The sequence below is a fragment of the Winogradskyella sp. A2 genome, from assembly GCF_046762865.1.
Lineage (GTDB): Bacteria > Bacteroidota > Bacteroidia > Flavobacteriales > Flavobacteriaceae > Winogradskyella.
Genome location: NZ_JBKQXM010000007.1, coordinates 24,379 through 37,554 on the forward strand (window position 1 = coordinate 24,379; position 13,176 = coordinate 37,554).

Sequence of the window (13,176 nt, forward strand, 5' to 3'; positions counted from 1 at the left end):
ACTTAATAATTAAGAAAAGCAAGTAAAACAGCAATAATTAACAAAAATTGGCAATTATGTATGGTTTTTACGTAAAAATCAGTCGTTTTTGGTTGAATCTTGAATTTTTTTATCTCCTTTTGGCTTATTCTTCTTTTTGCCAAAGATGTCTCCAAGTACATTTTTTACTCCTTCTTTTACGGTTTTTTCGGTTGAATTTGTTTTGGTGCTATCGGTTTTGGTCTGTGTGGAATCTGTTTTAGTTTCGTTTTGATTACCTCCCAAGATTCCACCAAGTAATTCATTGACTTTGTCTTTTCCCTTATTTGTAAGTTTTTCTTTTTGTATTTCTACAAGTTGTTTAGTTAAGTTGGTAACAGCACTTGTTAAATCCGTTTTTACTTGTGGGTTTGTAAATGTACCATCAATATTTGCGGTAACCGGAATTGTGATTTTATCAACTTCAGAATCATTTATATTACCTATCAAACGGTTAACATCGCTTCCTAAGTATTTAGCGGGTACCTGTAAAACAGCGTTATAATTCAATGTGTTTGTGAAACTGTGTTTCCCAGAAACTTCAATTGGAATATCTTCATATACAATTGTAAAAGGTTCTACATTCACTTCACCATTTTCAAAACTGAGTTTTGTTTTTATTTCTTTTTCGAGTTTATCAAAATCAATAAAATTTAATTTACTGTCTAAACTAGCTAATAAAGGACTTTTTGAAACATCGATATTGGAGGTTAATATTTCTCCAACAGCATTACCAGAAATGTTACTTAAATCTGGCGAGAAATTTTCATCTAATAAACCACTTACATCAATAGTGGAATTCAATTTACCTTGAACTACTTTGGCTATAGGTGCAAGTGCTTTAAGCATTTCTAAATCTTTAAAAGACTGGGAGACATCAAACTGTTGCATAGCTAATTGCATATCAAAAACTGGTTTGTCTTCTTTTGTTGATACATTACCATTTATACCTAATTTACCACCAAACAAATTGGTTGTCATCTCACTCAAATTCGCATTTTGATCTTTTATACGAAGCTTACCACTAACATTTTTTAAGTTTAAATTATCATAGACCACATTCTGTGCGTTCGCATAAATCGAACAATCCAAAAAATCAGGAATCTTTAACGATTCTGCATCTGATGTGGTTTTGTTTGAAGATTCTGAAGCTGTCTCATCTTCTACCATAAAATCGGAAACTACAAAATTATCCGATGTAACTTTAAAGTCACCTTGTAGTTTTTTATCACTTAATAAAAAACCTAACAAATTATTTATTTGACCCGTAGCATAGAGATCGCTTTTACCCGTTAATGCGTTAAAACTATTTAAGATAACTACACCTGGTTTAAATGTAAGATCTGCTTTATTAATTTGTATTGGGTTTACTATGTCTTCAGACGAAAATATAAAGTCAGTAATTGAGACACTACCATTATTTTTAATACGTTGATAGGCATTGGTTTCAATGGCATTCATATCAAAAGTGGTATTCAATTTTCCTTTTATGATACCGCTGAGTTGATTTTCTAATTCAACAGGATAGGCTTTTGTGATATTAGCTAAGTTTAAGACACCATCTAAGTTGGCGTTAACCAACATATTCCCTGTAAGATTTTTTATATAGGCTTCAGACTTAAAGACATCTTGGTCTATTTTAAAATCGAGTGTATTTATATCTACAAAGGTCTCATCTGCATTTCCACTAGTGTTTTTTATTGATGCATCAATCTTAATATTATCAACACGCTTAGGTAAATTAGGATATTTAAACGAGGCATTATCAGATCGCATATTTATATCTAACATCGGAATCGTTTCATCAGAAACTAAACCTTTAATTTTACCATCAACAGTGAAATTCCCAGTGGTGTTTACGTCTTCAATATTTTTTGCATAGTCTTGAGGAATTACAGCTAAGAAGTGCTTAAAAGAAGATTCTGGGTTTTTAAAACTAATATCAATATGTTGCCCTTCTTCTACTAATTTCACGAACCCGTCAAATTCTAAAGGCAAGGCATTAATAAATCCTTTGTTTTCTTTAAAGGTGTACTTATCATTTTCTAAATCTAGGTCTATGAGTGCATCTAGTTTTATTGTATTATTTTTTAAATAGGATGTGCTATCAATGCTTAGGCTAATTTTAGCTTCGGTTTCAGTTTTTAATTCTGAAAGTTCACCTGAAAATATCCCATTACCAAAATGATTGATTCCGGTAGCATGAAACTGCATGTCGGATTCTTCATCGATATATGTTAATGCACTGTTGTTGATTTCGTAGTGTTCTATGTCAAAACTGAAATTTGTAGAAGTAGTTTCAGTAGATGTATTTGCACCTTCATTTTCTTTTACTATATCATAATTAACCGTACCATTTTTATTGGTTATTAAAGTTAAAAGTAACTCGTTAGCTATAATTTCATTTACCGCTAAAGGTTCATTTGTGCTACTGAGTAACTGACCTATTGGCATTTCAAATGAAATAGATTTTGCGGTCGCAAACGTTTCATCTTTAAATGGTGCTCTGTTAGTAATTTTTAAATTCTCTACATTAACTTCTGCTTTTGGAAAACTACTGATAAGGCTAAGACTTATATCATCAAAACTTAAATTGGCATTTAAATTTTCATCAGCATAATTTTGAACAATGGTATCTATTTTAGATTCTAAAACAAATGGAATAGCTATTAATATGGCAATGAATATGAGTAAAATAATTCCAATAATTTTTAAAAATTTCTTCATAAGGATATAGTGTCTATAGAATTATACGTAATGTATATGACAATAGTTGTGCCTTTAATAAACTTTTAAAGATTTTAATTATTCAGTAACACTTAGAGAAGGTCAATTTCTTCGTTTACTTTCAAATTAAATCGTTTTCTAAATAGATAAACACCGAGGTAAAGAAATGGTGTGTCAAAAAAGGCAACTAATACTTTAAACAAAAACCCGCTTATTAAAAGACCTTTAAAGCTAGACCATGGTAAAACCTCGAAATAACATAATAAGCTTATAATCGAAAAGGTATCTATAAACTGAGACACCCAAGTAGAGAAGTTATTTCTTAACCACAGATGCTTTCCTTGAGTTAAGTTTTTCCAGAAATGATAAATTCGAATATCAATAAATTGCGCAAATAAATAAGCAAACATGCTAGAACCTACTGCAATAATAGTTTTACTAAAAACAAATTTAAAAGTTTCATCATCTAAAGGAGAATTGTCTAAAGCTGGCACGGCATCTGCTACTAAGATGATACCGACAGAAAATAATGATGCAAAAATACCTGCAACAACAACGTCGTTTGCACGCTTTCTCCCATAAATTTCACTGATTAAATCAGTAATTAAAAAGGTAATAGGATAAGGTAAAATACCAACAGAAATTTCAAACAGGTTATTTCCAAAAATTTCTATATCTACAGGATACCAATAAAAAAACTTCTGAAAAATTAAGTTAGAAACTACAAGTGAGGTTATAAAAAGCGCACCTAACAATAAGTAGATACGCTGTGCTAAAAGCTTGTCTTTTAGTTGCATTTAAAATTGTCGATAAATTGTTCACCCAAAGATAATCTATTAATATATCTTTTAGTTAATTTGCTTTCTCCATGATATTAGCAAAGTCAGTATATATAGGATTAGGTAGTAATAAAGGTATAAAATTGCAAAACTTGCAAGATGCTGTCGATGCTATTTATGAGACCATTGGTACAATAGTAAAAATTTCTAAAGTATATAATACAGCGGCTTTCGGTTTTGAAGGTGATGATTTTTATAACGCTTGTATTCTGGTTAAAACCGAATTAAAACCAAAGAAGCTCTTAAAACAACTTCTAAGGATTGAAAAGGATTTAGGACGCAAAAAACCGACTTCTAAGGGTTATGAGTCGCGTGAAATCGATTTGGATATTTTGTTCTACGAAGATGAAATCGTTGATGAGAAAAGTCTTGTTATTCCTCATCCTGAAATGCACAAACGCAAGTTTGTCTTACAGCCATTGCTTGATATTGCAATGGATATTAAACACCCAAAAATGAGCAGGTCAGTTGAGGAGCTCATGGAAGAATGTACAGACGATTCTGAAATTGAACCAATTAAAATTTGGCTAAAGAATCCTAAGAAAATTTATAAGTTCAGTGAATATAATTTCATTGCAATTGAAGGTAATATTGGTGCAGGCAAAACAAGCTTAGCTACTAAGATTTCAGATGATTTCAATGCAAAACTCATTTTGGAACGTTTTGCAGACAATCCTTTTTTACCAAAGTTCTATAAGGAACCAGAGCGCTATGCTTTTACCTTAGAAATGTCTTTTTTAGCGGACCGTTACCAACAAATTAGTGATGATTTATCGCAGTTAGATCTATTTAAAGATTTTATGGTGAGCGATTACGATGTACATAAATCGCTCATATTTTCTAAAGTGACCTTGCCAGAAGATGAGTTTAGATTGTATCGTAAATTGTTTTATCAGGTATATAAGGATATAGCAAGACCAGATTTGTATGTGTATCTCTATCAAAACACAGAACGACTTCAAGAGAACATTAAAAAACGTGGTCGCAAGTATGAGAAGGAGATTCAAGATGAATATCTCGAAAAGATCAATTCAGGTTACCTCAGTTTTTTAAGAAACCAAACCGAATTGAATGTGAAAATCATTGATATTTCAGATCGTGATTTTATAAAGAAGCGAGAAGATTATCTGTGGTTGTTAAATGAGATAAACCATTAATGCAGTTCAATTATAGTAGTTACAATTTTGCCTTTATTTTGGTTTAGAATAAATTCATCAAGAACTGTTGTTGATTTCACTTTCAAATTAAAAGGCTCAGCCAACAGATCAACACCACTATTTTGTTTTAAGCGTATACCTTGACTGGCAATTTTGTTTTTATTTGGTGTGAAATTACCCATTGGAAGATGCTCTGTAAGAATCATATACTTATAATTTGAAAGCTTTTTGACAATAGATTTTATTTCTTCATTTGATAAATGCTGCAATACTTGCTTTAAAATGATACAATCTGCTTTTGGTAACTCGTCTTTTGAAATATCTAAACAATGAAACTCTAAATTATTTGCCTTAAATATTTCAATGTTCCTCAATATCAGGCTTTCAACAATATCAACAGCAATGTATTTTTGTGTGTATTCAAAAAGATGTTTGCCAATATTAAAATCACCACAGCCCAAGTCACAAACCGTTAGTTTGTTCTTATGAGATTTTAAAAAACCTGAAACAACTTCAAAATAGGGCTTAATAATTTCTGGTTGATGTGAGCCTTCGCCAGAATAAAAATCATAGTCTTTTCCGCCCCAAAAATGTTGCTCATAAATCTGTTGCATGGCATCTTTTGTTGGCCAAGGGCGTTTATTGGAAGACATTATTTAGTGTTTTTAAGGCGCTCGAAATAGCGTAATAGCGAATACAAAATCATCAGAACTACTGGTGCCACAATCAATACATATATAATATTCCAGTAAAGGATAGATGCTTTTGGACTACCGAGATATCCCGTAGCACTAGAACTGAAATCAAAATTAAAATTTCCAGATAGTAGAAATGCAATACCAAACCACAAAATTGAAACACCGATTAGCAAGTGCATCAAATTCCGAATCAATTTACCTAATATTGAATTGCTCGCCTTAAAACCTTTGTGAAAGCTATAGACTACGAATTGAAGGGATATAAAACCAACCCAAAGAATGAGGTTACCTGCTGGGATTCCAAATAAATCATAAGTCAAGATTGATGATCCCGTAGAAAATAGAATTACAACTATGCCTACTACGGCTAACGAAATTGAAAATATTTTTTTGTTTGTCATATTCAAGATTTTAAACTTTTAATTTTTGTGAAGACATCCCAAACAACAACACCAGCACTTACTGAAATATTTAATGAGTGTTTAGTACCATATTGAGGAATTTCAATAACCACATCACAGACATCTACCACATTTTGGTCTACACCTTTGACTTCATTCCCAAAAACAAAAGCATATTTAGTATTAGGTTGAGGTGCAAAATCATTTAGCATTGTGGCGTTTTCGGCTTGCTCAATCGAGCAAATTTGCACGTCTTCAGATTTCAAGTTATTAATAACATCTAATGTGTTTTCAAAGTATTCCCAATCCACAGTTTCTGTGCTGCCCAGGGCTGTTTTACGAATGTCGTTGTGAGGTGGTTTAGCCGTTATGCCACAGAGGTAAATCTTTTCAATTAAAAAGGCATCACTTGTTCTAAATACAGAGCCAATATTGTTTAAACTTCTAATATTATCCAAAACAATAATAATTGGCGACTTTTCAGCTAGTTTAAATTCTGAAATGTCCAATCGATCTAATTCGTCGTTTTTTAGCTTCCGCATGTTGAAATCTCGGTCTTTTTGTAGATAACTTATTTTACTTTTCTTTTATAAAACAAGGCTATTTAGCTAAATTAGCACTCTTACATTTTCGACAAAAATACGTAAATCTCTTGGCTAAAAAGGTAAAAAAAGTAACACCATTAATGAAGCAATATAATGCGATCAAGGTTAAATATCCTGATGCTTTATTGCTTTTTAGGGTTGGTGATTTCTATGAGACCTTTGGGAGTGATGCTGCAAAGGCATCTAAGATTTTAGATATAATCCTCACTAAACGTGGAGCAGGTAGTGAAAGTGAAACAGAACTCGCTGGTTTCCCGCACCATTCCCTAAACACCTATTTACCTAAATTGGTGAGAGCAGGTGAGCGCGTTGCTATTTGTGATCAGTTAGAAGATCCAAAACAAACCAAGACCATTGTGAAACGTGGTGTAACTGAGTTAGTAACACCTGGTGTAGCATTGAATGATGATATATTGCATTCAAAATCCAACAATTTTTTGTGTGCAGTTCATTTTGATAAAAAATATATTGGCGTTTCTTTTTTAGATATTTCTACAGGAGAGTTTTTAACCTCACAAGGTGATGCCGAATATGTTGATAAACTCCTTCAGAATTTTAATCCAAGTGAAGTATTAATTTCTAAGCAATATCGCAAAGAATTTGCAGAGACTTTTGGTAATGATTTTCATACTTTCTATTTGGAAGATTGGGTATTTCAGGCAGATTACGCACACGAAACATTAACCAAGCACTTCAATACAACTACCTTGAAAGGCTTTGGGATTGAAGATTTATATGAAGGTATTATTGCTTCTGGTGTGGTACTACATTACTTAAGTGAAACACGTCACAATAAGCTAGAACATATAGCTACAATTTCAAGGATTGCCACTGATGATTATGTGTGGATGGATAAGTTTACCATCCGAAATTTAGAATTATACCATTCTACCAATGCCAATGCAGTTACACTAATAAATGTAATTGATAAGACCATTTCTGCAATGGGAGGGCGTACATTAAAGCGTTGGTTGGCTTTACCGCTAAAACATGCCGATAAGATAAAACAGCGTCACGAAGTTGTTCAGTATTTATTGGATAATGAAGCTGTACTTCAAAAGATTCAAGGGCAAATAAAACACATTGGTGATATTGAGCGCTTAATTTCTAAGATAGCTACAACCAAGGTGAGTCCAAGAGAAGTGATTCAGCTTAAAAATTCCTTGGAAGCTGTTGTCCCTATCAAGTCATTGGCTGAAACGTGTGATAACGAAGCCTTAAAAGTAATTGGTGCTAATCTTAATAATTGCGATTTGTTAAGAGATAAGATTAAGCAGACCTTAAATGAAGAAGCGCCTGTTAATGTCCTTAAAGGAAATACAATTGCTGAAGGTTTTTCACAAGAATTAGATGAGCTTAGAGGTTTATCTAAATCAGGTAAAGATTATCTAGATGCTATGTTGCAACGCGAAAGTGAACGCACTGGTATAACCTCTCTAAAGATAGCCTCAAATAATGTGTTCGGTTATTACATAGAAGTGCGTAATTCGCATAAAGATAAAGTGCCGGAAGAGTGGATAAGAAAGCAAACTTTAGTCAATGCAGAACGCTACATCACTGAAGAACTCAAAGAATACGAGGCTAAAATTCTTGGGGCCGAAGAGCGCATTTTAGCCATTGAACAACAACTATTTTCAGAGTTAGTACTTTGGATGCATCAGTTTATTATTAAGGTACAACAGAATGCGCAACTGATTGGTCAACTAGATTGTCTTTGTGGATTTTCAAGTTTAGCAAAGTCTAATAAATACTATTATCCAACTATTGATGATAGCTTTGATCTAGAAATTAAAGATGGTCGTCATCCAGTAATTGAAAAACAATTACCGCTTGGTGAACCTTATATAGCTAATGACGTCTATCTCGATAGAGAAACTCAGCAAATTATAATGATTACAGGTCCTAATATGTCTGGTAAATCAGCGATACTAAGACAGACTGCATTGATAGTGTTGTTGGCGCAGATTGGTAGTTTTGTTCCTGCTAGAGAAGCTAGAATTGGACTTGTAGATAAAATATTTACGCGGGTTGGTGCCAGTGATAATATTTCAATGGGCGAATCAACCTTTATGGTAGAGATGAATGAAACGGCATCTATTCTTAATAATATTTCTGAGCGAAGTTTAGTGTTATTAGATGAAATCGGTCGAGGCACAAGCACTTACGATGGTATATCTATTGCTTGGGCAATTAGTGAGTATTTACACGAACACCCTGCACGTCCAAAGACGCTTTTTGCTACGCATTATCATGAGCTTAATGAAATGTCTGAGACCTTCAGTAGAATTAAGAATTTCAATGTTTCAGTAAAAGAGTTAAAAGACAACGTTCTTTTTGTTCGTAAGTTAGTTGAAGGAGGTAGTGAACACAGTTTTGGTATACATGTAGCAAAAATGGCTGGTATGCCTCAACAAGTGATTAGACGCGCAAATAAAATATTATCTAAATTGGAGAAATCACATTCTAGTGAAGAATTGACGGATAAAGTAAAGTCATTAAAAGATGATTTGCAGTTGAGCTTCTTTAACCTAGACGATCCATTGCTAGAAGAAATAAAAGACGAAATATTACATACAGATATTGATACCCTGACTCCTGTTGAAGCTTTGATGAAGCTCAACGAAATAAAGCGTATGCTAGTTAAGAAAAAACAAGCTTAATTTAATTTCTATTTATTTTAAAAAAAAGGCTTTGCTTTTCTAAGAAATATTTTAAATTTGCATCCGCTTTTACAGCGAATATGTTCTTTCAAAAGACTACGCGAAAGTAGCTCAGGGGTAGAGCATCACCTTGCCAAGGTGAGGGTCGCGGGTTCAAATCCCGTCTTTCGCTCTATAAAATATATACCAATTGGGTTACAGTGTGTAACCTAGATGCTGAAGTGGTGGAATTGGTAGACACGTTGGACTTAAAATCCAATGTCCATTAGGACGTACGGGTTCAAGTCCCGTCTTCAGTACAAGTAAAAACCGTAATTACTTTATTCATAGAGTGTTACGGTTTTTTATTTTTAAATATAGACTATATTTAGACAACAAGTTTAAAAAGTGAGAATTACATACTTTAGATTATGTAAGAATTGGATTAATTTAGGTTTTTGGATTATATTTATCCAAACTATTAAATATGTGGACTAACGAATTTTTTATTGGAACATTAATTAGTTTATTGATAGGTATAATATCAGGCGCATTTGCATCTTATGTATTTCTAACACTGTATTTGAAAAGAAAGGTTCCAAATCTTATAATTGCTGAAAGAATAAGTAAATGTGTGTTTGACGGAGAAACAAATTATTTTTTTAAGTTTATTAATAAAACAAAGAGTGAAATTTTTGATGTGAGAGTGGAGCTGACCTTCCATAAGTTTAGAGGTGGTGGAAATAATATTCAAGAAATAGATTTAACTTTAAAAGATAGTTATTTCGCTTATATCCCTGTAAAATCTAAACGTGATGTTTTCAATTTACATGCAGTACGAGTTAGAACTGAAGATAGAATTGAAGATATGTGGGATAATGACTCTTCGTATGTTAGAATTACAGTTATTGCAAAGCATTCGTTATCAGGATTAAGCAAAGTGTATAAAATGGATTATAGGTCAACACATTTTATCGTAAATGGGGAATATGCTTCTGGCGATAATTTGAATGTTTTAACGAATAATAATTAATTTTATTAGTTTTGGTATTATATTTGAGTATTGTATAATAAACTAAATGAGATGAAAAATTCAAAAGACTTAATCGGTGGGTAATTTCAGACTGTTCTATCTAAATTAGAATATTTGGCTAATAAATGACCAGTTTTAAAACTTCTTATTTCGGTTATACTGTTATGTTCAGCATTATAAACCACCTCAACAAAAAACATATCAATTGCGTAAAGATTGCATCGTTCTTTAGTTGTAACATGGTTATCTAAGAATGTGCCGTATTGATTAACGGCTTCCATTTTATCGTTGAGGTTAAGTAAGTTAAATTCGTATAACGTCATCTTATACGTTTAGTCTTCTTTTTTAAACCAAATGTGATATTTGGTAATTGTTGCGTTTGGAAATACCGCCAAATCGATTTTATGTAATTTGTACCCTCTTTCTTTAAATATTTTAATTAAGTGAATTTGGCTTTTTGCTGGAAATTTTTTCTCGGTTATAATCCCGTTTTCATCTGCAATTTCAACATTCTTTATGAAAGTTTCTTTTTGGTCATTGTCCCAATATTGAACGTATAAATCTTGTGAATAAGAATTGTAAGTGAAAAGTATTAATGCAATAATTATTATTTTTTTCATGTGTAATGATTTAGTTCATTATCTGAACGTAAGTTCTTTTATCGAATGACTATTGCATAAATAATTACCACTAATATAAGTAGGTAAAATAGGTATTGATCATGCTTTTCGTTATCCATATTTAAATATAGCAAATCAGTTTAAAATCAGTTAACTGAATTAATAAAAAATCAATTAATTAATCTTGTAGGTTTATGAAATTATTAAAAATATCACTCGGCTTTTTATCGCCAATTAAATTATAGAGTTTAGAATATAGACTGTAATTCCTTTTGTTTAGAATTACCTTTGAATTTGGATCAGTGGTACACTTTAAGAGTTTGTTTGTTTCATCTATCCTAGTTTCCAGTATCATGATATTAAATATCCTTTGATACTGCCTTACCGTTAAATTAGGTATACCTTTGGACTTTAAAAGACTAGAGTAGTAATTTGTAAACTTCATGGTACAAAATTATTTATAATGTAAGTAAGGTATTGCTACAAAAGGTAGTTTTGGACTAATTTTATCCTTTATTTTTATACTTGTAAAAGTTCAACAGTATTATTTGAATGCTATATAAAGATATTTATACCTATGACCAACTGATAAATTTAATTTCAGAGGATGATTCCATAAATGATGATATAGTGATTCGTGGAAATTCAATTAAAACGTTAGGTAGGCTTAAGAGGGTATATGGGACATTAGGTATAACATCAAATAGTCTTATTGACCTTGGTTCCTTAGAATATGTTCAAGATTTATGGTTGTCTTCTGCAGACAAACTTACCTCTTTAGGGAAGTTGAATACAATTGAGGGAAATGCCAATCTGAGATATTCTAAATTGGTCTCTCTTGGCAGTCTAAGAAGGGTTAAAGGAAAATTATCTCTTCGAGATACTGAGGTAACAAACTTAAGCAATTTGGAATATGTTGGAGAGTTATATTTACCAGCAAGACTAAAGAAACTGAACTTTGATTTCATTGAAACTAAAAAGGGTGTAAGATTCTGGAAAGACTTAATATCATTTGAGAAACCAGAATTGAAGAGTGTAGGTGGTGAAAATCAATGGTTTAATATTAATGTGGATTTAAGTAAAAACAACTATGCTGTTAGATTGGGAGTTTATAAAACCCCTAATGATCCAAATGAAAAATACTATAAGAGTAAAGATCAAATTAAAACAGAGAATGACAGATTTAATCTTTATAAGAAATATTTAGAATTAGACTCAAGTTATCTTGAAGGATTTCGAGATAGTTACCAAATATCTCAATTTTATAATCGACTAAATTTTGAACAGGTCAAATCTTTAAAAAATAATACTATTAGTGAAGAAGAATTTGTGAGTAGTACAAAACATATAAATAAATGTTTTTCAAATTTCTCACTTAATAAAGATGACTTTAAGGAGTTTTATTATCTAAAAGGCGAATATGCTACATTAAGAGATTTAATTGTTAATTGTGATGTCAATACGACCTTTTCAGAAATTCATAAATTGGAACTCAAATTAAAACGAAGAATCCTGAACGGTAGGTTACTCCTCAAACAAGTTGTTAAGGAATCAGAGTTAAATGGTTTTATTGTAAAAAATATCAAAGAGTTTTATGGTTATTTAGATTCAAAGTTAGATGAAATTTACTCTGATAATTATTCTTTTTACTTTTCTCTATTCGGAGATATTAAAACTATAGATGGGGTTAATAGTCTATTTCCTAAAAAATTTATTTTAAGTGACGATCTAACCCTGAATCAAAAGCAAAAAACAACAATTGAGGCAAATAAGTATTACAAGTCCAATATAGATAAGCCACCTTTTGCTAAGTATATTGCTGTTAAGAATAAGTTTGATTTGGGCTATGATGTTTCGAAACTGTTTAACGGTGGTAGATTGTGGTTAAGCCATAATGAAAGTCTGTTATCTTATTTTAAAAATAATTCAAATTGTTTCTTTTATTTTATAGAGAATGTTATTCACGAAATTTTCCTTTACTTGGTGTTAAATTTGCAGAATGACTTTAGGGTATACAAAGGAGTTCCTCGAATTGGTGAGGGGTGGGTTTCTGAAACAGAATTATTTAACTTACTGAAGAACGAATTTGATGGATTCAAGGTTGTTCAACACGGTAGGCCAAAATGGCTGGGAAGACAACATATTGATATTTGGTTTCCAGAACACAATTTAGGAATAGAGTATCAAGGCAGACAACATTATGAGGCGATAGATTACTTTGGAGGTGAAGAGGCATTTTTGCAGAATCAAGAAAGGGACAAACGAAAAAAACAATTGTGTAAGGAGAATGGAGCTCTGCTATTTGAGGTTACTAGAGGGTATGACTTTAATAAATTGGTTGAGAAAATAAATAAAGTCATTAATAAGAGTTCTTCTAATTAAGAATATTACAAAAATATAATCAATACTCAATTTGTCATTAAAATATTATCTAAATCT

General features: G+C 31.6%; 11 protein-coding genes and 2 tRNA genes. 6 read left to right on the forward strand and 7 right to left on the reverse strand.

The window, feature by feature from the left end:
* Nucleotides 1–78 precede the first annotated feature (78 nt).
* The gene (locus tag ACFWV9_RS13260) at nucleotides 79–2,745 is read right to left on the reverse strand and encodes an AsmA-like C-terminal region-containing protein (protein ID WP_411895714.1); all 2,667 of its coding nucleotides are present in this window, start codon (nucleotides 2,743–2,745) and stop codon (nucleotides 79–81) included.
* 92 nt (nucleotides 2,746–2,837) lie between these two features.
* A complete protein-coding gene (locus tag ACFWV9_RS13265; protein ID WP_411895715.1) occupies nucleotides 2,838–3,542 on the reverse strand; it encodes a queuosine precursor transporter in 705 nt (234 codons plus the stop codon).
* Between the two features lie 71 nt (nucleotides 3,543–3,613).
* On the opposite strand from ACFWV9_RS13265, the gene folK reads away from it, so the two are divergent.
* Nucleotides 3,614–4,741: a 2-amino-4-hydroxy-6-hydroxymethyldihydropteridine diphosphokinase gene (gene folK, locus ACFWV9_RS13270; protein ID WP_411895716.1), complete on the forward strand. Its 1,128-nt coding sequence runs from the start codon at nucleotides 3,614–3,616 to the stop codon at nucleotides 4,739–4,741.
* Here the strand turns inward: folK and ACFWV9_RS13275 are convergent.
* Genes ACFWV9_RS13275 through ACFWV9_RS13285 form a run of 3 tightly spaced genes read right to left on the reverse strand, consistent with a single transcriptional unit; the run spans nucleotide 4,738 to nucleotide 6,382 of the window.
* Nucleotides 4,738–5,394 (reverse strand): methyltransferase, encoded by a 657-nt coding sequence (locus ACFWV9_RS13275; protein ID WP_411895717.1) that lies wholly within the window; start codon nucleotides 5,392–5,394, stop codon nucleotides 4,738–4,740. The genes folK and ACFWV9_RS13275 overlap by 4 nt on opposite strands.
* On the reverse strand, nucleotides 5,394–5,840 hold the full coding sequence (locus ACFWV9_RS13280) for a hypothetical protein (RefSeq protein ID WP_411895718.1): 447 nt from the start codon (nucleotides 5,838–5,840) through the stop codon (nucleotides 5,394–5,396). Before ACFWV9_RS13280 ends, ACFWV9_RS13275 begins: the two co-directional genes overlap by 1 nt.
* Nucleotides 5,841–5,842: 2 nt before the next feature.
* Nucleotides 5,843–6,382, reverse strand: a complete 540-nt coding sequence (locus ACFWV9_RS13285) for an RNA methyltransferase (RefSeq protein ID WP_411895719.1) — start codon at nucleotides 6,380–6,382, stop codon at nucleotides 5,843–5,845.
* Nucleotides 6,383–6,492: 110 nt separating this feature from the next.
* On the opposite strand from ACFWV9_RS13285, the gene mutS reads away from it, so the two are divergent.
* The 4 genes from mutS to ACFWV9_RS13305 all read left to right on the forward strand — a co-directional run bounded on the left by mutS (nucleotide 6,493) and on the right by ACFWV9_RS13305 (nucleotide 10,117).
* Nucleotides 6,493–9,105, forward strand: coding sequence for a DNA mismatch repair protein MutS (gene mutS, locus ACFWV9_RS13290; RefSeq protein WP_411895720.1), 2,613 nt, complete (start codon nucleotides 6,493–6,495; stop codon nucleotides 9,103–9,105).
* 100 nt (nucleotides 9,106–9,205) lie between these two features.
* Nucleotides 9,206–9,277 (forward strand) — tRNA-Gly (locus ACFWV9_RS13295).
* A gap of 43 nt (nucleotides 9,278–9,320) precedes the next feature.
* Nucleotides 9,321–9,404 (forward strand) — tRNA-Leu (locus ACFWV9_RS13300).
* Nucleotides 9,405–9,571: 167 nt separating this feature from the next.
* A complete protein-coding gene (locus ACFWV9_RS13305) occupies nucleotides 9,572–10,117 on the forward strand; it encodes a hypothetical protein (RefSeq protein ID WP_411895721.1) in 546 nt (181 codons plus the stop codon).
* Between the two features lie 86 nt (nucleotides 10,118–10,203).
* On the opposite strand, the gene ACFWV9_RS13310 is transcribed toward ACFWV9_RS13305, so the two are convergent.
* On the reverse strand, nucleotides 10,204–10,440 hold the full coding sequence (locus ACFWV9_RS13310) for a hypothetical protein (protein ID WP_411895722.1): 237 nt from the start codon (nucleotides 10,438–10,440) through the stop codon (nucleotides 10,204–10,206).
* Between the two features lie 9 nt (nucleotides 10,441–10,449).
* A complete protein-coding gene (locus ACFWV9_RS13315) occupies nucleotides 10,450–10,737 on the reverse strand; it encodes a hypothetical protein (RefSeq protein WP_411895723.1) in 288 nt (95 codons plus the stop codon).
* Nucleotides 10,738–11,289: 552 nt separating this feature from the next.
* On the opposite strand from ACFWV9_RS13315, the gene ACFWV9_RS13320 reads away from it, so the two are divergent.
* Nucleotides 11,290–13,119 (forward strand): hypothetical protein, encoded by a 1,830-nt coding sequence (locus ACFWV9_RS13320; RefSeq protein ID WP_411895724.1) that lies wholly within the window; start codon nucleotides 11,290–11,292, stop codon nucleotides 13,117–13,119.
* The last annotated feature ends 57 nt before the right edge of the window (nucleotides 13,120–13,176 follow it).